Raw genomic sequence first — 22,002 nt, 5'->3', positions numbered from 1 at the left:
TTTTGCCTATAGTATAAACTTCGACAGGTCCAGCTGCTTGGAGATATCCTCTAATTTTTCTTTTACATGTGTGCTATCTATAATGAAGGTTTTGCCTTTATTTTCTGTGGCGTTGTAGCTTATATCCTCCATGAGCTTTTCCATTATGGTGTGGAGTCGTCTAGCCCCGATATTTTCAACCTCTCTGTTAACTATCGAGGCGATTTCAGCTATGGCTGATATTCCGTCTTCCGTGAATTCAACTGTCACACCTTCGGTTTCCAACAGTGCGCGGTACTGCTTGAGTAAGTTTGCTTCAGGCTCCGTAAGAATTCTCACTAGGTCATCCTTGCTCAGTGGCGCGAGCTCAACGCGAATAGGTAACCGCCCCTGAAGTTCTGGTAGAAGATCAGAAGGCTTTGCCAAATGAAAAGCTCCGGACGCTATGAACAAGACATGATCTGTGGTTACGGTACCGTATTTTGTGCTAACGCTGGTGCCCTCTAGTAACGGGAGTAAGTCGCGCTGCACCCCTTCCCGGTTTACCTCTCCACGCACCTCATTCCTCGCTGCTATTTTGTCTATTTCGTCCAAGAACACTATGCCCTCATTGCTTGCCGTGTCCAGGGCTTCTCTGATTACTTTATCCTCATCGATGAGCTTTTCGGTCTCCTCGTCTAACAAAATTTTTCGTGCTTCTTTAACGGTGGTCTGCAGCATTCTGGTCTGCTTGTGCCCACCCAATACCTTTTGAACAATTTCATTGATGTTCATTACGCCTACTTGTCCTCCAGGCATGCCCGGGACATCAAAAGATGAAGCCAGGTTTTTTCGATTGTCCTTAACGTTTATGGATATCTCAGTGTTCTCAAATTCGCCACCCTGCAACTTAATCCTAAATGCAGCCTTAGTTTCTTCGCTGGCTCCTTCCCCTACCAAGCAATTGAGTATTACTTCCTCAGCAGCTTTGCTAGCCTGCTTATTCACCATTTTCCTATGTTTCTCTTTTACCAGCAGCACAGCGCGATCTACCAGGTCACGCATGATCGAATCAACGTCACGTCCTACGTATCCGATTTCCGTAAACTTTGTCGCCTCCACCTTGATAAAAGGCGCCTGGGCCAGCTTTGCTAAACGCCGAGCTATCTCAGTTTTCCCAACACCTGTATGCCCAATCATGAGTATATTTTTAGGAATGATCTCGTCTCTTAGCGGCTGGGGAACCATACTGCGGCGCCAGCGGCTGCGTAATGCATTTGACACTGCACGCTTTGCTTCGGTTTGTCCGACAATGAACCTGTCTAATTCTCTAGTAATTTGTTTAGGAGACAGATTTAGAATCTCCCCGCCATCACCTTCAGCTGATTCTTCGCTACCACTACCACACTCGTCATCAAGGACCAACTTTTTGTCTTCACTTTTTGTGTTATGAGACGTTTGGTTTTTATTTTCACCGGGCAAATTGCAAGCAACTTCCCCAAACTCACGCGAGTACATACATCAACCCTCTATTTTTTCCATGACAACGTTGTTATTAGTGTATACACAGATTTCTGCAGCTATCGCCATGGATTTCGCTACTATATACTCCAAAGTCATATCGTGTGCAAATTCGTCACGCACGGCACACAATGCTCTTGCAGCGGAAAGTGCAAAATTTCCTCCCGACCCTATGGCAGCGATGCCGTTTTCCGGTTCAAGAACGTCTCCACCTCCCGAAATTATTAGGGATACTGACCTGTCTGCCACTATCATCATTGCCTCAAGTCTTCTCAAATACTTGTCTTGGCGCCAGTCCTTTGCCAACTCCACACAAGCGCGCATTAGCTGGCCAGGATGTTTATCAAGCTTACCTTCTAGACGCTCAAAAAGGGTAAACGCGTCCGCGGTTGCTCCTGCAAACCCCGTTATTACCGAGTCTCCCGCCAGCCGTTTTATTTTTTTTGCGGTAGTCTTCATTATCGAAGATCCTAATGTTACCTGACCGTCGCCAGCAATTATTACTTTGTTCCCCTGCCTTATTGACAGAATGGTAGTGCCGTACATTTTACTGTTGTCTGTGTGATGCATTCCAAATCTCCTTCCAATATTTACTACGGTTGTTACCCAGCAAGCGCGAGAGCATAACTACCACAAGCTGATAAACATTTCACTTCATTAAAAACAGTTACGTGTTCCTAAGTATGTAGTTTGCGTTAGAAGTTAGTGTAAGTTTGCCGCGAGTGCTGCCAAGAGAAGCTACACTAAAGGGTCGTTACTATTCGGGAAATTTGCTGAAAATACGAAATGTCCCACGATATTATCCACTAGGGGAAGAATAAAATCTTTATTGTTGTGGTAAAAATACGTTACAATGTTAACGTTGCTTAGATAACATTTCACATGTAGCTGTGTGGCAGAGAAACGTCTTTGCTGATAGTCAGGCTTTAGCTGTGGGTTATATCCCAGCCGAGGTGCTTTGATGTCCTATGGGCTGCGTGAGATTGCTTATCCCGTGAGCTAATGGTTATCCAGGGCTCATTAAGAGTTTTAGCGCGGGGCGGATCCCTCAAGCAGTGTGTCCCTAACGCTTGTGCTATTTGACACAAAAATGTACTTGTGCGCTGATGAGTTATGGTATAGATTCCGCGTACTCGGAGTTCGTCCGGGGTTTTCCCTTGTGGGGTTGTTTTTTCCTTGTGTTGGTGTTGTTTACTTATCAAGGTGAGTTTTGTGGTACGAGCTGCTCTTGCGCGAAGTGTTAGATGCGTAGATCTTCAGTAAAGTGGTGATGGTATTCTCAGCGGGTCGTGGCATGGGTGCTCTGTAGCCCGTTGTTGTTACCTTGTCCCGTTTCGTGGCCGTCGTGTTTTCGTCCCTGCTGTGTTGTGTTTGATTGTGCTTGTTGGGTTTAGTGAAGAGAGTTTTTATGTCAGAAGGTGTCATGGAAAAGGAAGAGTCTGTAGTGAAGAGAGGGGCGACAGAAAATGGCAGTGAGGAAGTAAGGATACTGAACCTATGTGAACTAAAGAAGAAAAGCACTGGTGAGCTGTTATCAATAGCGGAAGAGCTAGGTGTAGTAAGCAACGGGCGGATGCTGAAGCAGGAGATAATCTTCCAGCTGATGAAGCGAGTGATCAGCGACGGAGGGGTAGCAATCGGTGGTGGAGTAGTGGAAACACTCCCTGATGGCTTTGGCTTTTTAAGATCAGCAGAAGCAAACTACGCAGCAAGTAGTGATGACATCTATATATCAGCAGGGCAGATAAAGAAGTTCAATCTGCGAACAGGTGACATAGTAAGTGGTGAGATAAGGGCACCTGGGGAAAAGGAAAGGTACTTTACGCTGGTAAAGGCGTATAGCATAAATTACACAGAAATCGGCAAGCTACAAAGGTACGTACATTTTGACGACCTGATACCGTTGTATCCAGAAGACAGAATCTTGCTGGAGTGCAAGAGCAGTGCCGGTGCCGATAAGAAAGATATTAGTATGCGGGCGATAGATATAATAGCGCCGCTCGGAAAAGGGCAGCGGGCATTGATCGTGGCGCCGCCGCGTGTGGGTAAGACGGTGATTTTACAGCAGATTGCACATTCAATAGCGATGAATCATCCGAACATGGAACTAATAGTATTGCTGATAGGCGAAAGGCCAGAGGAAGTAACCGACATGTTAAGGTCGGTGAAGGGAGAAGTGGTGAGTTCGACGTTTGATGAGCCAGCGTACCGTCATGTGCAGCTTGCGGAAATAGTAATAGAAAGAGCAAAGCGGATGGTGGAGCACAAGAAGGAAGTGGTGATCCTGCTGGATTCTATTACGCGACTAGCAAGGGCGTACAATGAGGTAATGCCGTCTTCGGGTAAGGTTCTGACAGGTGGGGTGGACTCAAATGCGTTGCAGCGACCAAAGAGGTTTTTCGGAGCTGCTAGGAACATAGAAAACGGTGGTTCGTTGACAATAATAGCGACAGCATTGATAGAGACAGGCTCGAAAATGGATGAAGTGATTTTCGAGGAGTTTAAGGGAACAGGCAACTGCGAAATAATCCTAGATAGGAAGATAGCAGATAAGAGGATTTACCCAGCTATAGACATATCGAAGTCAGGCACGAGAAAGGAAGATATGTTGATAGAGGGAGCGTTGTTGAAGAAGGTATGGTTGCTGCGTCGTTTACTGTCAGCTATGGGGCCTGTAGAGGCGATGGAGTTTCTCAGGGACAAGCTAAGTATGGCCAAGGACAACAACGACTTTTTCGAGATGATGAACAGCTAATAGTTGTTGAGTAGCGTTGCTGTATACGTTTGCGTTTTTAAGATGTGACGTTGCGGCCGGGCACTTAAACGTGGCTATGCGTGTTGTGTGGGTAGTTTCAAGCTTTTAGCTAACAAATAACTCTAGCAATCAAGCGGCTGGTCCCAAGCACTTAGTATTGCCGAGTGCATCATTTCTGAGACAGTGGGGTGCGGGAAGATGGTATGTGCAAAGTCGACGTCCGTAGCTTCAAGTTGTCTGCCAACAATAAAGCCATTAATCATCTCGGTGACTTCATCGCCTAGCATGTGTGCGCCTAATAACTCTCCGGTGGCAGGAGAAATTATAACTTTCACAAAGCCATTGTCAGAGCCAGAAACTATGGCTTTGCCGTTGCTATAAGCACGGGATATACCCACCTGGTAATCCAAACCTTGTTCCTTGGCTTGTAGTTCGGTGAATCCGATACTAGCCACCTGCGGTATCGAATAAATGCAGCTGGGAATATTGATCTTATTAAGTTTAGCCACGTGTCCGCTGAATTTACCTTCACGTGCTGCAATGCTTTCAACGCAGATTATTGCCTCATGACTAGCTTTATGTGCCAAACAAGGTGGCCCTGCCACGTCGCCGATGGCATATAGACCAGGCTCCGCTGTAGCGCAGTGCTCGTCGGTAATAATAAACCCACGACTGTCAAGCTGTGCCTTGGTATTATTTAAACCAAGGTCTGCCGAATTAGGCACGACGCCAATGGCGCAGATTACCTTGTCACACACAACGTCGCCAGTAGAGCCGTTAACTTCTGCGACTATGCCCGAAGAATGTTTCCGCAGTTTTTTAACGGAACTGTTGAGCATAATATCCACGCCGTGAGCTCTGAGAGTCTTGCACATTGCATCGGAGATATCGTGGTCTTCAAGTGGCAAAATACGGTCCCGCATTTCGACAATGGTCACCTTACTGCCAAGAGTCGAATAAAAACTAGCAAATTCGATGCCGATAGCGCCACTTCCGACGATTAGTAGTGACTTAGGTAGTTCTTGGGGAACCATAGCGTCTTTAGCTGTCCAGACCAGGTTAGCATCGAGTTCAGGAAGCAGTCTAGGTTTACTGCCGGTGGCTAGGATAATATGTTGTGCAGCTATGGTGGTTACGACATTCCTGGTGCCAGCGACTTGAATTTTGCTGGTGCCCATTAGTGTAGCAGTCCCGGTTATTACGGTAATGCCATACTTCTTCATCAAAGATGCCACGCCGTAGTTCAGCTTTTTAACAGCAGCCCTGGAATGCGCCACCACTTTTTCTAGATCTACCTGTATTTTACCAGCAGTGATTATGCCAAACTGGTCAGCGGTTTGTAGTTTCTTATACAGCTCAGCTGATTTTAGCAGTGACTTAGTAGGTATGCAGCCCCAGTTAAGGCATACACCGCCGAGATTTGCTTCGCGTTCTACTATTGCTACTGTGTGGCCGTGTTGGGCGGCACGAATCGCCGCAACATAGCCGCCTGGCCCACTACCAATCACCACAAAATCAAACTCATCCATAAGAGAACACGAAATACGAAAAATTTCTGCATGATATTGAAAATCACTAATGTTGGCAATGTAATTTTGCTTCACGTTGGCGGTGTTTGACCTCACGTGATCAACTGCTGAGGTTTTGCAACTCATCCACGCGCAAACAGTTTTTTAAGGTTGCTTTTTGATTAAAAAATTAATACTTTCGCCTAAAATATTGGGTGCTGTGCAATGTGGAAATCAAAAATTGGCGATGTGGGCAAGAATATTCGTGCGCTTGCAGGCTATATAGGGCTTAAAGTTACTGAAAGCGAGTCTGAAAACACGGAACCAAACGAAGTGTTTGGAAAGTTAGAAAGTGATACTGCTTGGACTGATAATGTACGCGAAAATGAGGATAAGGAAGGCTGGAAAGAGGAGGGGAAAAAGCTCTATCATATTGCTGCATCATTAGCAGAAGAACGCGGGCGCGGCATTAGAGCAACAGGCAAGTCTGTTGGTTCGGGTTTGAGTATAAAGGGGAGAAGTGCTGCTAATACCTTGGGGAAAAGCAAAAGTGTGCAGCCTGGATGCCTTCAGGGGATAAATGCACGGTTTTGGGTGGCGCAAGGAAAGGGATTTTGCACTTACTATCAGCAAGACGATCCTGACAGCGGGTATTACCTTTTTCTGTGGAGTTCGGCGTTAAACGAGCGTCCAGCAATAAGAGTTAATACTGTACCTTTCTCAGAGGAGCAGATTCGATATCATGCGCCAGTGTTTACCAGCACTGATAATGGCTCGACACATTTGATTGCTTTTGCGTTTATCGAGCCTGACATGGGCATCAGAATGGCATTAAGGGGAGGCTCAGTCCTGGAGATTAAGGAATATGCTGTAGAACTAACCGGGCACAATTCCAACGCCGCTATTAGCGAGCGTAACTTTAGAATGAAAAGTGCTGTCGACATTAAGTATCAGGGTCCTTTGGGCATCATCAGAGACGAATCTGGGGACATTATAGTTGTTGGAAAGGCTAAAGGCGATAGGCGCGTTCAAGTTCTTAATCAGGGGTACTTCGCCTGGAAATTTTCAAATGAAACCCTCGACCTTATTATGCCTAGGAGCATCAAGAGAGATGATAGTGGATATTTGTTTTGTAGGTGGGGTGGAAGCCAACCTACGCGGCCTGAGCACTTAGTAGTGTGGGATATAGGGGATGACGCTTTGTCTCTCACTTACATAGGTAATTACCTAGTATTTGCGCAAGAAGGATACGCAGATATATACAAAGCCCATAGCGCAAGTATTGGCTCTTTTAGATCCCTTTATAATACCACTGCAATTTTTGGAACCGAAAGATGTCTTGTAGACACTAGGATGTGCAATATAGATTCCACTGCCGCGATATTATCAAAAGATTCAGTTGTCGAGAAAGTCAACAACGTTATCCTAGGGGAGCTACACTGTATGTTTTATATTGCACGCGCCGGTAGAAGAAACAGGAGTGTCCTGGGGGTAGTTACCTTTGACCGCGGCACGTATTGTGTCATCGAAAACATAGCGGTGATCGATTTTCCCGCTTTGTCGCTCAATGTTAGGAGCATTGGTTCAGGTAGAGCCGAGGTTGCGGTCACTGAGAGGGGGAAATCAAATATTCACTTGTACACAGTTAATGTCGGAGACCTGAGCAAGCTTGGTACATGGGATCGGAGGACGCTGTCGGTCGTTGCTCGCAACTATTCGGGCGTTGATGAGACAGAATTTATCGAGGCTGTTTATGGAGAGAATATAGAATCTATAACTGATCGGCAAAAATCTTCGAGAACGAGAAAAGAAACCATGATTCTCTGTGGGCAGCTACGAGGCATTCCTGTTTCCTCCAGAAAGGGCATCACTGTTGAGACCATTAGCAGTGATATTGCGATAGAAGAGACGGGTGATGAAGTAAGCCTGGATAAGGTGCGAAGTGATGAGATGAAATCTGACGTGAAGGCAGTGACGGAAAACAGCCTGGCAAGAGCGACGGAGCACGATATCGTAATTAGATCCACTAGTAGAGAAGTTGCCAAGGAGCAAAATGTTATGCGTCACACGCCTGGTTATGGCCAGGCAGATGCTGCAATGTATAGGCGTACGACAAACAAGCCTTATGCTTCAGGTGGAAAAAAGCATACACCTGAGAAAAGACAACCTGGCATTCACGCAGGTGTTAGCAACGCAGCAGGCGTGGATGAGAAAAGAGCCGGGCAGCAGCAACTAGCTGGCGGATATAGGGCGCAAATTGAAGATTCCGTTGGGGATGCAGGGCTTTTGAATGGGCTAAATGCAGGGGCCGAAGACTTATATTCGCCAGTGAGCAAAAAGGGTGCACCTCGACTGGAGGAACTGAGATTATGTAACTCTAAGGACTGTGCGAGCAGCAACCATGAGTCTAGCGGGTTCAATACCGTGAATATAAATGTGAGTTCATTTCACAACGAATCTTGGGTAAACGGCAGCAAAATTATGGAGCACCCAGGCAATTCTACGAATGGGAGCACGGTACCGCAAATAACGGATGAACTGGAGCCAACGGAGGGATTTTTAGATGCCGTGCCACCGGTGTTGGCGTGCGCAGGGTTGGTTTTTTTCGCAATAGCCATAGCGTTGGTATCGTGCACATTTTTATATATCAAGTGGAAGACTGGCAGTTTCATACTTACTAGAGACTATTATGATAACATGCATGACGATACAGGAAGACACAGAAACGAAGAATCGCATGAATTAGTTACTCCAAGGGGCAGGTCTACTCGCGCTGTTCCCAGTGTTGCCCTCGATGAAATAGATACATCGTCTCCTCGTGTGGGGCGCACGTATACAAGTGGACTATGAGTTTTAGCTAACGTTAAGGTTTTTTACATACACTCTCGCCACCCGGTCTAGTTCTGTCTTGTTGGGTAGATGTGGTGGTGATAGTAGATGGGTTTTTTTGGCTTGGGCTATAGCAGCGCCATAGTCGCATTGGTGGGGGATAATGGCGCCGTCATAATCAATGTTGATAACGGCGCTGTTGCAGGAAAGCACTTTGTGAGCTCCGCGCAAGGTAAGGAGTGGGAGCGAGTAAAGGAGTTTGTAGCAAGCAACAAAAAGGCAAGGTTTTACGTAGTTCTTGACCACTCTAGCCAGACGTACAATCAGTTGGCTGTGCCCAGGGCAGAAGGTTTCTTTTCTCGTCTTTTTGTAATCAAAAAATCTGCAAACCTTGTTGATAGGAAGGGGTTTAGCTGTACATTGGCAGTTTCTGGCTTTTTTGAGGGCGGAGATGCGCGCTTGAATTGCATATCAGTGGAGAGCCACATCGAGGACGGTCTGTTTTGGAGTCTTATAAACCTCGTCATGGAGAAGGCGCCCAACAGCTTTCGGGGTGTTCTTTTACTTCCTCTGCAATTGTTGCATGTTGCACAGTGTTTAGAAGACAGAGATGGCGCTAAGCATCAGTGGATAGTACTTATAGTATACACAAAGGCTGGAGATTTAAGGCAAATCGTGCTCAGGGAAGGAAAGTTGTTTTCCTCAGAATCTACAGCAATTCTGCAGTCTGAACGAGACCTTCCCTACATAATAGCTGGTAAAGTTTATCACGGCGTGCAAGACACCATAAGGGAAATCGCCGTTTCCCACGGAGAAGTTGATAACGCTGACTTTGGATTGTACATGGTGGTGCCAGGGAGCGTGAAGTCGAGTTTGCTTTCCTTTGATTTAAAAAAAGAAAACATCAACGTCTTTACGCCGTACGAATTGGGGAAAGTATTAAAGGTGAAGGACTGTGTCAGCGTCAGCAGTGAATACTGCGACACTGCGGTTTTGTGTTCAATAATGCGTCAGCGTGAGTTCAAACAGGTATTGCATACGGAAAAAGTGCTGGCGATAGAGAAGGTGGCAAGATTCAAAAAATTTGCGGTCGTTCCCACCTTAGCATCAATAGCATTAGTGGCGTCTCTGTACATCTATAACACCGTTGGCATTTTTAAGAGTAACATTGCTGCTGACAAGCTAAGCATGGAGGCAACCAGGCTTTCTATGGAGCTTGTAGGTATACGAAACGACCAAGAGTTTTCAAGAATTAACGAGATGTATGATGTAGTAGATCTTTACAGGTCTCTCTCTAACGTTAGCACAGACCCTATAGATCTTCTGGCAAGATTGGGCAAGCTTGCTGGAGATACTTTTACATTGACTGGCTTTTGGTGGAACATTACCGATGACTTTAGAGTGAAGGTAGAGCTTGGTGTGCACGTAAAGCCTGGGCAGAACGCTAGCATTCATAAAAAATTGCGGGAAATCCTCGGGGATGATCAGGTGAAAAACTTTTCGGCTCCGCTGAAACAAGCGGGGAGTTTTACGGTGAGTTTTGAATATGAATAAAGGGGAGGAAAGTGCATAAGTACTATCTGGTGCAGCTTGGTGCATTGCTCATATTTTTTTGTTTGGGGGCCCTGTCGCACGATACTTATCTTTTTCGTATCAAACATGAAGAACAGGTGCGCTCCATGCGCAAATATGTAGAAAAGCTGCGGAGCGAAATAGTTAGTGCCCACAAGAATGAGGTAAAGCTTAACAATAGTCTTTCTGTCTTGCAGGAGTTTAACAGGCGTGTTCGCCCAGATAATCATAGGGGGGAATCAGTAAGCCTTGATTCAATGATTAGGCAGCTGTGTGCTTTGCATAGAGTAGTGGCGGAAGATATAAAAATTTCAAATCCGATAGACGTAAGTGAGCATTATGATAAGCGTTATATCAAAGTTTCCACAAGCAATGTGCGCATAAAGTTTGCCGCGTTGACTGATAAACATGCAGTACTGTTGATGCAGGCAATAAAGTATGACGTGCCGGGTTTTATCGCCATGAAACTTTTTGAGGTTCACAAAGATGGGGAAATAACCCCGGAAGTTATATCGGCACATAGACAAGGAGAACTCAAGACGACCGTAAGCGGGACAATAGTATTTGATCTGTACGATATATCGGGGAAATACGTATGAGAGGTGTAGGCTACGCATTTTTATTGTTAGTCGCAGTGTTGGTGCAGGATGCTAGAGGAGAGGAATGTGTAGGGCTACTGTACGCAATGATGGACTGTTCCGCTTACCGGTGTGTGGCAAAATTTTCCGGTGATAAGGTGGTATATGAGGTATTAGGCTCCAGCAGCAAAGGCTGCAAGTATTCTGAAAGCGACAAATCGGGGTTTTCTCTATGCCATGTATCACGTGAAAACTTCAGTGTAGTTTCGAACTATATCGTGCAGCTCTTTACCAAAAGTAGCAATGTGCGTCCTGCTGATGTGGCTCGCCTCAAAGCGAAGACTTGCAATTTCTATAGGGTGTTTGGAAATAGCTTTGTCAAAAAAGAAGTGGAGCTTGGAGAAGATGCAGTGAGGGAGATTTCTGTGGCTGTAAGTAAAAGAATGCGTAAAGAAGAGATAGAAGGCATCAAGAGCATCTTCTTTTCGGAGGAAGACTTGAAGAAATTAGGCTAACCAGCAGCTGAACGAGAGAGTACTTCACAAAATGTGCATGTTTCCTGAGTGTAATAGCAAACGCTTGCTGGGTATAAGGGTTGGTGTTACTATTCGCCAATGCCTCTGAGGGTGCGCGTTAGTACAGTGTATGAAAATTACCGTTCTTGGATGCGGGTCTTCCGTAGGTGTTCCTTCTGTAGGGTGTGATTGTCGGGTTTGCTGCTCAAGTGATAGCCGCAACAAGAGGACCAGAACTTCTGCTCTTATTGAAAAAGGGCAAACACGTATTCTAATCGATGCATCACCTGATTTGCGGCAGCAAGCTTTGCAACAGGACTTTTGCGCTATGGATGCGGTTTTGTTTACTCACTGCCATGCAGATCATTCGTCTGGTATTTCCGAGCTGCAGGCATTTGTCCCCAAAAGTGGTCACGTGATTCCTGTGTACAGTGACTTTGGCACTATGGCTCTCCTCGTATCAGGCCACGCCTATCTTTTCATCCCTAGTAAGCCAGGGGCGCCGTGGAAGAAGTGCCACTATCTTATTGCTAATCCAGTACGTCATAATGTTGAGTTCAGAATCGGTGAGTTTGGGATTGTTGCCATAAAGCAATGTCATGGAGAAATAAATAGTAATGGGTTTATCTTCGATGATGCCGTGGCGTACTGCACGGATGTTAAAGGGTTTCCCAGCGAATCGTGGGAAATGCTCAGTAAAAAGAAAGTGCTGATTTTGGGATGTCTTCGATACCAAGAAGTGGGCGCCCACGCGCATGTGGACCTATGTGTGGAATGGATTAAAGAGCTGCGGCCGGAGATTGCTGTGTTAACTCACATGAGTCATGACATAGACTACCAAGAGATTACAGAGTACCTACGTGGGAAGTTGCCAAATCAGAAGACTGTGGTTGCTTATGACGGGTTGGAGCTTAGTTTGTAGACAATGCTACTTTTAAAAACTTAGTCTGAGAGGAGCAGCAAGCTCCCGTGCTTCTTCCAGCGATAATGGCAGTTTTTCAAGGTGATACTGAGGATCTGAGGCGATACCGAATACCTTTTCTGGAGGGCTGATCCGCTGTTCAAGGCCACGAAGTATACCGAAAAGGATTGCCGAGATTGCAGCTTTAGGGTTACAGTCTGCTCCGGAAACTCGGTGTTCTATGCGACACTTTTCTGGTGCAAGTGTTGTATCAGGTAAGCGCAGTGCAGCGCTTCTGTTGTTGCTTCCCCAGCTTACAGTAGACGGTGTGTGAATATCGGGAATGGCATATCTCAAGTATGACTCCTCGCGTGGAGCAAAGTATAACATATGCTTCTTCATGAAGGCGCACAATCCTCCTATGCAATGGAGCAATGTAGGACAGACATTTCCCTCGCTATCCCTGGAAAATAGGTTCTGCATGTCTTTGTCAGCTAGGTTGACATGTGCGTGAAAGGCGCTTCCAGCACTTGTTTTATAGGGCTTTGCTGAAAAATCGACAGCACAATTGAAAAGCCTAGCAGTTTTCTGCATAAGCTTTTTTGCAGCTTCTAGATTAACTAGTAACTGAGTAATCTTTTCGGTGTGGTATGTCTGTAGCTCGTATTGATGCTCCCCATATTCGCTGTTGATAGTAAAGCGCAGTGCCCCCAGTTGCTGAGCAAGCTGTTTCAGTAGCAAATCAAAGTCAGAACTCTTACCACGAAGGTAAAATTCCAGCTCTACTCCTATTATCGGATGTATGCCCAATTTGCCGTACAAATACGTGATAATTTTATCAAGCATTTCTCAAAGATGTCCGAGCATGCCTAGTTATGTATGCGGCCATCAAGTTCAATATCCATGTAATGATGAACAAAGTGAGGCCAAGGGCATAAGCAGAGGATGTGTGGATGCTCTGGAAGTTCTGGTCACCGGTAAGTATTGTAGCAATTTGCACTGTGATAGTGGTCACGGAATACAGTGGGTTGAAAGTCAAGCTTGCGGACACTCCAGCGGCCATCAGCACTATCATGGTTTCACCAATAACCCGGGAAATAGCCAGAATAACAGAGCTGCAAATGTCTGGCAAGGCGTACGGCACCACAATGTTCCAAGTGGTTTCGGCGCGGGTTGCTCCCAATGCCATCGAGCCGTAACGTAGTATTTTAGGCACTGACCGCAGGGCGTTTTCTATAAGCAGGGTCAAGAATGGTAGTATCATAATGCCAATGGCTAACCCCGCAACCAGGGCGTTTTCCGATTGTGAATTGTGGCCGAAAAACTTCGCAAAACTGCGGATATTGGGTGATAAAAACACAACAGCAAAATATCCGTACACGACAGTCGGTATGCCACAGAGAATTTCCAGTAATGTGTTAAACGTGCTACGAACCCTCTTGCTCGAGTATTCACTGACGTATATTGCAGAAAGCAAACCCAGTGGTAAGGCAACCGTAATAGCTACTATCACTATAAGCAGCGTTCCGCTCAACAGGGGTAATATGCCAAATGATCCCGCAATCTTTCCGTTTACCACTTTGTCGTCAGGATTCCAGGTAGTGCCCAGTACAAAATCCGAAAGCGGGACCTCCGCAAAGAAGAGCTTAGACTTGTATGCCAAGCAAACCGCTATGCAGATCACAGTGATGAATGACAACGCAGTGGACAACATCATTGCCGCTTTCAGCACCTTGAATTTCCTGTCCAAATGCAGAGTAGTGAACAACAACGATGCCATCGATGCGGCTGCTATTCCCGGCATCAGTCCGTATCCATAGGCATTGAGAGTTACTCCTGACATGATAGCAACACCGATACCCACCGTTGCTATAGGTACTGTGAATTCTCTAAAAGATAGCCATCTCCAAAGGAAATAACTCCCAGAAGTTATTGTTAGCACAATGGCCAGAGGGAGCAACATAGCAGAGCTAATTCTTGTTAGTCAACCTGAGTCTAGTATGCTAATAATGTGGTCATTTGTACATCACTTTAAGTCTTTTGTATGGGTAGTTGCTCGGTAAGTAGTATCAGGAAGTTGTTCCTAGATTTTTTTGTGAAGAATGGACATACGCACTTTCAGTCGGCCCCGCTGGTTGCCGAAGGAGATACTTCCTTGTTGTTTACGAACGCTGGCATGGTGCCATTCAAGCAGCGATTTATTTCGGGCAGCGATGATGTGAAAACCGCAGTTTCCAGCCAGAAATGTCTCAGAGCTGGTGGAAAACACAATGATCTGGAAAATGTGGGATATACCAATCGGCACCACACATTTTTTGAGATGCTGGGGAACTTTAGTTTTGGTGGATATTTCAAGGATGTCGCAATTGAGCACGCATGGAAATTTGTTACCAAAGAATTGGGACTCAGCAAAGACAGGCTATGGATTACGGTATATGTAGAAGACCAAGAGGCGTTTGACCTCTGGAAGAAGATTACCGGATTTCCGGATGAGAGAATAATCAAAATTTCGACTCATGATAATTTCTGGAGCATGGGTGATATCGGCCCTTGTGGCCCATGCTCAGAGATCTTTTATGATTATGGGGAAGGAGTTCCTGGAGGGCTTCCCGGCTCCGATGATGGCGATGGTGCAAGATATACTGAAATATGGAATTTGGTTTTCATGCAGTATAACAGGTTGGAGGACGGAACTTTGAATCCCTTGCCCCATAAATGCATAGATACAGGGATGGGGCTCGAGAGAATTGCCGCGGTAGTGCAGGGAGTCTGTGATAACTATGACACAGACCTTTTCAAAGCCATTATCGCAAAGTCACAAGAAGTATTTGGCAATAACCGACATGCGGTGGGACATCGTGTAATAGCCGACCACGTTAGAGCAGCCGCGTTTCTTATTTCAGAAGGCTTGGTTCCCGGTAACGAGGGGCGTGGATATGTTTTACGTCGAATCATCAGAAGGGCGGTGAGATATGCTTGTCAAATGACTGGTGACGGAACATCGGGTGCGATTCATGGTGTCGTGATGGCGCTCACCCGTGAGGGGTCTGGCGCCTACATGGGGGATGCATATCCGGAGATAGTGAGGGCCGAGAAAGCCATAATATCCACTCTCCAACTAGAGGAGGAAGGTTTTGTTGACACGCTGCGGAAGGGGACGGCGCTTCTTGATAAGGAAATTGCCGCTCTCAAGGCTGGAGACGTGCTACGTGGTGATGTTGCGTTTAAGTTATACGACACATATGGATTCCCGCTGGATATTACACTAGATATTGCAAAGGAGAGGGGTCTAAAGTTCGATCAGCAGGGATTTGACCAGAGTATGTTGGTACAAAAAACTCAATCTCGGAAAAACTGGGTTGGCTCAGGGGAGAGCATTTTACATAACTTGTGGGAGCGCGTTCTGCAGGAGCACAAGGCCACAGTTTTTGTGGGATATCATAATGCCAGGGCGAAGGCTGCTGTTATCGCCATAGTACAAGGCAATGAGTTTGTTTCTGAGGCTAAACAAGGTGAATCAGCGTTTGTGTTATTGGATGTTACACCATTTTATGCTGAGTCCGGTGGCCAGGAAGGTGATCGGGGTACGTTGACTGTGATAGCCCCGGGTAGTACTTCCGGGGAGAGCTGTGTTGTGGACGTGCTTTATACTCGTAAGGTGATAAACAAGTTGCACGTTCATGAGTGTTGTGTCAGAACGGGGATTTTGCGTACCGGAGACTTGATAGAGGCTTCCATAGATGAGATGCGTCGGGCTGACTTAAGGGCTAACCACTCAGCTACACACGTTTTGCACAGTGTTCTCAGGGAGTACATTGCAGAAGATATTCAGCAAAAAGGTTCACTAGTTGCCGCGGAAAAGTTACGGTTTGACTATAGTCATACGCACCCTATGACCAAGGAGCAAATTCTTATTATAGAAAGAGAGGTCAACAATCGTATCATGTCAAACATCCCGGTTTTTATCGACAATTGTAGCCTAGCTCAGGCCATTGATAGAGGTGCTTTGGCGCTATTTGGTGAGAAGTACAGCGAACATAGCGTGAGGGTGGTTAGCATTGCTTCGTCGAAGGAATTGTGCTGTGGTACGCACGTCAAAAGCACCGGGGAAATAGGTGCTTTTAAGATTATATCAGAATCTAGCATTGCTTTGGGAATACGGCGCATTGAGGCTATCACCGGTCGTGAAGTTGTTAGCAGCTTCCGACGCGATAATGATTTGTTGCTCCAGGTGTCTGAATGCCTAGGTGTTCCAGTGGTTCAGGTTTTAGATCGGCTTAAGAAGCTATTTCAAGAAAAGAAGGAGCTCAACAAGCAGTTGCTGGGGGTATGGAGTGAGCTCATCAGGAGTAGGGCAGTGCCCAAGGAAATTGGTTCTGGTGTTACGTTGCGAGTAGGGAAGTTTATTAGTATTCCGGTTGATGCAATGGTGGACTTTATTAGAGAGGAAAAAGCACAGAGTGCAGTAACTATTCTTTCGGCTATTACGCCTCCTAGAGCCGTTATGGTTATAGGTGTTTCCAAAGAAGCCGGTAAGAAGCTGGATGCAATGCAGCTGGTAAAATTGCTGGGATCCATACAGGGAAAAGGCGGCGGAAACGCAAATCTCGCGCGCGCCAGCCTACCGGTTGAAGCGGTGGAAGAAGCAGAGAGCATGATAAGAGAAAAAGTACGCTCTGTTTTTCAGGAATAGTTTGAAGAGTGTTGATAGTCCTAAAAACTAGAAGCAACACGGTGCCGTACAAAAATATCAAAAGTTCCGTTATTAGCTTCAACATTTTGTGTTTGTTTCCCTTGCCAGATGTTGGGGTAGAGTTGCATTTTGTGAGAATGTTTAGTGTGCTGCAACGGATGCTAGCGACCAAAATAAAAAAGATAGCTCTCAAGCGCCCTTTGACATTAAAAGTGGGTACAACTCCCGTGCGCTAACGTGCCACTTGTACGGAGAAATGAGGATCCTGTGAGATGTAGATATGAGCTTATGACGGCTGCAAAATTGTTCAAACTCTAAGATCGGTGATCCAAACTTCCACTTATATACGGATTTTGTAGCCAATGGGTTATCGCCTGCCAGGCGTGTGCTTTATCAGTCAGTTTTGCCCTCAGCAACCAATCAGGGTTTAGGATTTTAGAATAAAGCCCTTGGTGTTTTTTGATCCACTGTGGTTAACAGTGTGCGGTTGCAAAGGCTGCTAGGGGTTCATGGGCGCTCTGACATCCAATCTCCCTAGCCAGCTCAGTGCCTATTTATTCGCCAAGTTTTTTATTTTTAGGTGTCATAAGCAGTCAATCTTCCGTGGACAAGTGTTAACGGTAACGCTGAAATCTGTGTTCTGAATCGTGAGCAGGTACGATTATTACATATTTTCGCTGCGAACCGTGCGGTCGAGCGTGAGCGTTTTCAGGAGACCCCTTAAGGAGGTGCGTACTGATAATGCGCGCCATACCCTGAATCGATTCATACATGTCAGGCCGCAGGTAGAAACGACATAATACTCTGCACTATGCTGGAGTGACGCGTAGCACCCCATCGCACGCGCCGTTAGCCACAACATATCAACACAGTATCAACGTGACGACTTTGTGTACATGGGTCCAACAGATGTGTAATGCAGTGCTTTTAGCTACGCGGTCCCATAACTTTCAACACAGCCTCTCCTATAGCAGCAGGAGTTTCAGCTATGACGACCCCAGCCCTCTTCATGGCGTCGATTTTACCCTGCGCAGTACCAGAGCTTCCCGATGTTATGGCGCCAGCGTGTCCCATACGACGCCCCGGAGGTGCAGTCTGACCGGCTATGAAACCAATTACAGGCTTCTTATTACCGCTTTCCATTAGGAACTTGACAGCATTCTCCTCCTCGGAACCGCCAATTTCACCGATCATGACAATACAATCCGTATCGTCATCATTCATGAGCAATTCAACGCAGTCGGTGAATGTCATTCCGTGCACTGGATCACCACCTATGCCGATGCAAGTCGACTGCCCCAACCCCACTGCCGAAGTTTGCGCAACAGCTTCATAAGTAAGGGTTCCTGAGCGAGAAACAACTCCAACACTACCGGGAACGTGTATATAACCCGGCATGATTCCTATCTTACATTCGTTTGGCGTTATGATTCCCGGACAGTTTGGTCCTATCAGTCTGCTCTTGCTACCTTTCAGAGCTCGCTTCACCTTGACCATATCCAGCACCGGTATGCCCTCTGTGATACATACTATCAGTTCTATCTCAGCCTCTATTGCTTCTAATACCGCATCCGCAGCAAACGGCGCTGGTACATAAATAACAGTTGCGTTCGCTCCAGTAGCCTCACGTGCCTGCTTAACAGTATCAAATACCGGCAGTCCTAGATGTGTTGTACCACCTTTACCAGGTGTCACCCCACCAACCATACACGTACCATACGCGATTGCCTGCTCGGAATGGAAGGTTCCTTGTGCCCCCGTAAAACCCTGACACAACACCTTTGTCTCCCTGTTGACCAGTACAGCCATAAAAGCTCCTATCCTTCTTTCTTCACCAAATCCACAATAAAACGAGCAGCTTCGTCCAGATCACTAGCGGTCACTATGCTCAGCCCCGACGTATCAAGCATCTCTCGTCCCTTCTCGTAATTGGTTCCAGACAACCGCACTACCAGCGGCACGCCGACCCCTATAGTTTTTGTTGCCTCAATTATTCCCGAGGCGATGACATCACAGCGCATAATGCCGCCGAAGATGTTAACAAGTATTCCCTTTACTCCACTACCAAGTATTATTTCAAACGCAGCCTTTACCGTGTCCTGGCTTGCTCCCCCGCCAACGTCCAAGAAGTTAGCAGGCTCGCCACCGTAGTATTTAACTATGTCCATGGTAGCCATAGCAAGGCCGGCTCCATTTACCATGCAGCCTATATTTCCGTCCATCTTTATGTAACTTAAACCGTGTTTCGCAGCCTCCAACTCATCACTGTTACTCTCATAAGGGTCGCACAACTTTACGATCTCCGGCTGGCGATAGAGACCATTATCATCAAATGTCATTTTGGCATCTAACGCAACAAACTGCCCATCGTCCGTCTCCACGAGGGGATTGATCTCAATTTGATTAGCATCAGTAGCTAGCAGTGCCTTGCACAACGCGCCAGCGATAGATGAAATTTTTGACACCTTATCTTTTTGGAGTCCGCATCTATAGCACAGCTCACGGCCATGAAAATCCCGGAATCCATACAGAGGATCTATGTTAACCACCGTAACCTTATCAGGCATAGAATGTGCAACCTCTTCTATGTCCACTCCGCCTTCACCGGAAAAAATCACGCTCACTGTGCCAACTTCACGATCCACCACAGCACTCAAGTAGTACTCTTTGCGGATGTCTACACCCTCCGTCAAATAGACAGCTCGCACCTCCTGCCCACTGGACATGGTTTGTTTTGTTACCAAAACCGATCCCAACATTGCATCTACCAAACCACGGACATCTTCCTTGGTTTTCGCAATCTTCACCCCACCTGCCTTTCCCCTTCCTCCAGCATGGATCTGCGCCTTTACCACAACCACACCAGGAGCCAATTCGCTCAAGGCAGCGGAAACTTCATCTACCGACCTGACAACCACACCCCGCTGTGTTGGCACACCATACCCAGCAAGAATCTCCTTCGCTTGAAATTCATGAACATTCACGATACCGCTCCTTCAAACCACCAACACCCTGCACTTTCCCAGACAAGTACGCGCTACACATATACCAATACACGCACTAACTCTCCGTTTCGGGCATCGGCGTTCTCTGAATTTTGAAATGTCTGGCACTTACCTGAAACCTACCTAATTGAGGCTCCGAAGATGCTCCATGCAACTTTTTGCGACGTCTCTCGCAATCATCACGTTTTCTTACCCGTTTTTCTGAAGGTTTTTCATGGTGCACTATCTTCATCTGCCTGGGCTTCCCTTCCCGCTGCAGCTTCTTCTTCAGAGTACGTATCCCCTGCTCAATGTCGCCATGGTACACAACAACTTCAACCAAACCAGACCTCAAAAGAATAAAAACATACAACGCGAGATGATAGCACAACAAGCCACCCGGTCAAACCTTTTCTCCCTGGCTTTCCACTGGCTAAACAACCGGAACGCGCGTGGTCTTAGTGTTCTGCCGACAGCTGTCTCTCTACTCTTGCTCTCACTTGCGCAAGCTTTTCATTTGCCAGCGGAATGAACCCCAGATTGACCAGGTAGCCATCTAAGCCTACTGACTCTGGGCGCAGAAGCTCTCCAACGAACTCCTTCAGCCCTTGGGTATGGCCCAAATTTTCCTTTTTGACATATACATATATGGGGCGTGAGAGCACGTATTCTCCGGAAGCTATGGTTTCATAGCTGGGAGCCACACCCGCCACCTTGTTTCCCTGGATCTCGTTTTGGTTTTTGACTAAAAAGCTGAAACTCAAAATACCGAACGCATTACTGTTTTTCGCGATTTTTTGTATAATAACATTCTCGCTGGTTGCGACTTCTATGTATTTACCATCATTTCTTATGTTGCCGCAGATACTCTTCCTCTCCTCTACATCCGGGTATGCATCTACGAAGTTCTTTGCGCTGGTACATATTCCCCGCACGACGTAGTCCATAAGTATGTCATATGTTCCAGCGTTTTTGTGAGGACCATAAACCTCAATCTCATGTTGAGGAAGACCGCTTCGTATTTCAGACCACCTACTTGTCGTGTTAGTAGGAATTTCGCCGTATTCCCCATCCAAGCCGTACTTGCTCAGTGCACTAAACAGGTCTTTAAGTAGGAAATTGACTTGCTCTTTTTGTTTGGAACTTGCAATAACTATTCCATCGTATCCTAGTTCTATTTCTATTACTCCATCAACGCCATTAGATCTACAAAGCTCGATTTCTGCATCTTTTATGCGTCTTGATGACATTGCAATGTCAGGTGTGTTCTTTTTGGTGCCAGAACAGAACATGTTGAAGCCCATGCCACTGCCTACTGCTTCTATTACCGGGGTCCTATAAGAAGAAAATCTTCCAAACTCTTCGGCAATAGAAGAGATAAAGGGAAAGACAGAAGAAGAGCCTACAACTCTTATATTTTTTCCGACTGTCCCTGTGGAAAGCACCACGAGGACTAAAACAAAAAGACAGCGAAACACATCAGCCCTCATGACTTCACCTAGGCCAGCAAGGAACTATACTACCATATCACTAACTAAGACTTAAAATGCCGATTTACCATATCCAAAAGCCCGGAAATGCTGCCATAATCTTGAGGAGTAAAGTGCTCGACATATCGTCCGTCCTCATTTATCAGATACATATGAGCGGAATGATCTATTTCCTCTGAGGAACCGGGAGCTCCCTTTTCAGCATACACCCTGTAGTTTCGGAGTACTTCTCTTATGTTCTCTTCATCTCCAGTAAGCATCTGTATTCTACTATCAAAAGCGCTGTGATAGGCTTTAAGCCTTTGAACAGTGTCAGTAGTTGGATCCACAGTTATAAAGACTACCTGAAGTTTATTGGCATCATCTCCAAGCTGATGTAAGAGCTGCGATGCCATGCTAAGCTCAGCAGGGCAGATGTGCCTACATGAGGTGAAACCGAACATCACCAGCATGTGTTTTCCCATAAAATCTTTGCTGCTGATAGTCTTACCGTCTTGATTAGTTAGATTCTCGAAAAACGTGCGAATGACTTCTTCCCCCTCTGGCATATCATCAATCAACGTTCTATCTGGCGAACGGATTGGAGCGTGCATCTCACTGAACATTCCCTTCTTCTTCACATATGAATACCCAAGAAACAAAGCGGCTATGAGTAGGAGAAGGTTAGAAATTATCTTGAATGTTTTCATACACTAAGC

16 protein-coding genes and 1 pseudogene are annotated in these 22,002 nt (G+C 46.2%); 7 read left to right on the top strand and 10 right to left on the bottom strand.

The features are described 5' to 3' along the window. Positions 1–6: 6 nt before the first annotated feature. A complete protein-coding gene (hslU, locus tag ANPL_RS03860) occupies positions 7–1,476 on the bottom strand; it encodes an ATP-dependent protease ATPase subunit HslU (RefSeq protein ID WP_169193426.1) in 1,470 nt (489 codons plus the stop codon). Positions 1,477–1,479: 3 nt separating this feature from the next. Further along, positions 1,480–2,049, bottom strand: a complete 570-nt coding sequence (hslV, locus tag ANPL_RS03855) for an ATP-dependent protease subunit HslV (protein WP_169193425.1) — start codon at positions 2,047–2,049, stop codon at positions 1,480–1,482. An 853-nt stretch (positions 2,050–2,902) separates the two neighbouring features. On the opposite strand from hslV, the gene rho reads away from it, so the two are divergent. Further along, the gene (gene rho, locus ANPL_RS03850; RefSeq protein ID WP_236822905.1) at positions 2,903–4,234 is read left to right on the top strand and encodes a transcription termination factor Rho; all 1,332 of its coding nucleotides are present in this window, start codon (positions 2,903–2,905) and stop codon (positions 4,232–4,234) included. A 122-nt stretch (positions 4,235–4,356) separates the two neighbouring features. Here the strand turns inward: rho and lpdA are convergent, their stop codons facing one another. Further along, positions 4,357–5,763 (bottom strand): dihydrolipoyl dehydrogenase, encoded by a 1,407-nt coding sequence (gene lpdA, locus ANPL_RS03845; protein ID WP_169193659.1) that lies wholly within the window; start codon positions 5,761–5,763, stop codon positions 4,357–4,359. 204 nt (positions 5,764–5,967) lie between these two features. Here lpdA and ANPL_RS03840 point away from each other — a divergent pair, with 204 nt between their 5' ends. From ANPL_RS03840 to ANPL_RS03820, 5 genes are all read left to right on the top strand, one after another. Further along, on the top strand, positions 5,968–8,592 hold the full coding sequence (locus tag ANPL_RS03840; RefSeq protein ID WP_169193424.1) for a hypothetical protein: 2,625 nt from the start codon (positions 5,968–5,970) through the stop codon (positions 8,590–8,592). Positions 8,593–8,679: 87 nt separating this feature from the next. Continuing rightward, the gene (locus ANPL_RS03835) at positions 8,680–10,125 is read left to right on the top strand and encodes a hypothetical protein (RefSeq protein WP_169193423.1); all 1,446 of its coding nucleotides are present in this window, start codon (positions 8,680–8,682) and stop codon (positions 10,123–10,125) included. An 11-nt stretch (positions 10,126–10,136) separates the two neighbouring features. After that, positions 10,137–10,742: a hypothetical protein gene (locus ANPL_RS03830; RefSeq protein ID WP_169193422.1), complete on the top strand. Its 606-nt coding sequence runs from the start codon at positions 10,137–10,139 to the stop codon at positions 10,740–10,742. Then, a complete protein-coding gene (locus ANPL_RS03825; RefSeq protein WP_236822807.1) occupies positions 10,739–11,236 on the top strand; it encodes a hypothetical protein in 498 nt (165 codons plus the stop codon). The genes ANPL_RS03830 and ANPL_RS03825 overlap by 4 nt, the downstream gene beginning before the upstream one ends. 130 nt (positions 11,237–11,366) lie before the next feature. Next, on the top strand, positions 11,367–12,158 hold the full coding sequence (locus ANPL_RS03820) for an MBL fold metallo-hydrolase (RefSeq protein WP_169193421.1): 792 nt from the start codon (positions 11,367–11,369) through the stop codon (positions 12,156–12,158). Positions 12,159–12,170: 12 nt separating this feature from the next. Here ANPL_RS03820 and ANPL_RS03815 read toward each other — a convergent pair whose 3' ends face one another. Next, on the bottom strand, positions 12,171–12,983 hold the full coding sequence (locus ANPL_RS03815; RefSeq protein ID WP_169193420.1) for a type I glutamate--ammonia ligase: 813 nt from the start codon (positions 12,981–12,983) through the stop codon (positions 12,171–12,173). Then, a pseudogene (gene pstC, locus ANPL_RS03810) lies at positions 12,976–13,875 on the bottom strand (phosphate ABC transporter permease subunit PstC); the annotation flags it as partial. The gene ANPL_RS03815 and the pseudogene pstC, both read right to left, overlap by 8 nt. A 306-nt stretch (positions 13,876–14,181) precedes the next feature. On the opposite strand from pstC, the gene alaS reads away from it, so the two are divergent. After that, positions 14,182–16,830, top strand: coding sequence for an alanine--tRNA ligase (alaS, locus tag ANPL_RS03805; RefSeq protein ID WP_169193418.1), 2,649 nt, complete (start codon positions 14,182–14,184; stop codon positions 16,828–16,830). A 927-nt stretch (positions 16,831–17,757) separates the two neighbouring features. Here the strand turns inward: alaS and sucD are convergent. The 5 genes from sucD to ANPL_RS03780 all read right to left on the bottom strand — a co-directional run bounded on the left by sucD (position 17,758) and on the right by ANPL_RS03780 (position 21,993). Then, positions 17,758–18,639, bottom strand: a complete 882-nt coding sequence (sucD, locus tag ANPL_RS03800) for a succinate--CoA ligase subunit alpha (protein ID WP_169193417.1) — start codon at positions 18,637–18,639, stop codon at positions 17,758–17,760. A gap of 8 nt (positions 18,640–18,647) precedes the next feature. Next, complete coding sequence (sucC, locus tag ANPL_RS03795) at positions 18,648–19,814, bottom strand: ADP-forming succinate--CoA ligase subunit beta (RefSeq protein ID WP_169193416.1); 1,167 nt, start codon at positions 19,812–19,814, stop codon at positions 18,648–18,650. Between the two features lie 76 nt (positions 19,815–19,890). Then, positions 19,891–20,157: a 30S ribosomal protein S21 gene (gene rpsU, locus ANPL_RS03790; protein ID WP_169193657.1), complete on the bottom strand. Its 267-nt coding sequence runs from the start codon at positions 20,155–20,157 to the stop codon at positions 19,891–19,893. Positions 20,158–20,272: 115 nt separating this feature from the next. Beyond that, complete coding sequence (locus ANPL_RS03785) at positions 20,273–21,304, bottom strand: substrate-binding domain-containing protein (protein ID WP_169193415.1); 1,032 nt, start codon at positions 21,302–21,304, stop codon at positions 20,273–20,275. 44 nt (positions 21,305–21,348) lie between these two features. After that, the gene (locus ANPL_RS03780) at positions 21,349–21,993 is read right to left on the bottom strand and encodes an SCO family protein (protein ID WP_169193414.1); all 645 of its coding nucleotides are present in this window, start codon (positions 21,991–21,993) and stop codon (positions 21,349–21,351) included. Positions 21,994–22,002: the final 9 nt, after the last annotated feature.

Source organism: Anaplasma platys (genome assembly GCF_012790675.1).
Classification (GTDB): Bacteria; Pseudomonadota; Alphaproteobacteria; order Rickettsiales; family Anaplasmataceae; genus Anaplasma; species Anaplasma platys.
This window is presented reverse-complemented; position numbering and strand designations above follow the sequence as displayed.

Coding starts and splice junctions, on each gene's coding strand:
- hslU (WP_169193426.1), bottom strand. CDS start 1,476: ATGTACTCGCGTGAGTTTGGGGAAGTTGCTTGCAATTTGCCCGGTGAA.
- hslV (WP_169193425.1), bottom strand. CDS start 2,049: ATGCATCACACAGACAACAGTAAAATGTACGGCACTACCATTCTGTCA.
- rho (WP_236822905.1), top strand. CDS start 2,903: ATGGAAAAGGAAGAGTCTGTAGTGAAGAGAGGGGCGACAGAAAATGGC.
- lpdA (WP_169193659.1), bottom strand. CDS start 5,763: ATGGATGAGTTTGATTTTGTGGTGATTGGTAGTGGGCCAGGCGGCTAT.
- ANPL_RS03840 (WP_169193424.1), top strand. CDS start 5,968: ATGTGGAAATCAAAAATTGGCGATGTGGGCAAGAATATTCGTGCGCTT.
- ANPL_RS03835 (WP_169193423.1), top strand. CDS start 8,680: ATGGGTTTTTTTGGCTTGGGCTATAGCAGCGCCATAGTCGCATTGGTG.
- ANPL_RS03825 (WP_236822807.1), top strand. CDS start 10,739: ATGAGAGGTGTAGGCTACGCATTTTTATTGTTAGTCGCAGTGTTGGTG.
- ANPL_RS03820 (WP_169193421.1), top strand. CDS start 11,367: ATGAAAATTACCGTTCTTGGATGCGGGTCTTCCGTAGGTGTTCCTTCT.
- ANPL_RS03815 (WP_169193420.1), bottom strand. CDS start 12,983: ATGCTTGATAAAATTATCACGTATTTGTACGGCAAATTGGGCATACAT.
- alaS (WP_169193418.1), top strand. CDS start 14,182: ATGGGTAGTTGCTCGGTAAGTAGTATCAGGAAGTTGTTCCTAGATTTT.
- sucD (WP_169193417.1), bottom strand. CDS start 18,639: ATGGCTGTACTGGTCAACAGGGAGACAAAGGTGTTGTGTCAGGGTTTT.
- ANPL_RS03785 (WP_169193415.1), bottom strand. CDS start 21,304: ATGAGGGCTGATGTGTTTCGCTGTCTTTTTGTTTTAGTCCTCGTGGTG.
- ANPL_RS03780 (WP_169193414.1), bottom strand. CDS start 21,993: ATGAAAACATTCAAGATAATTTCTAACCTTCTCCTACTCATAGCCGCT.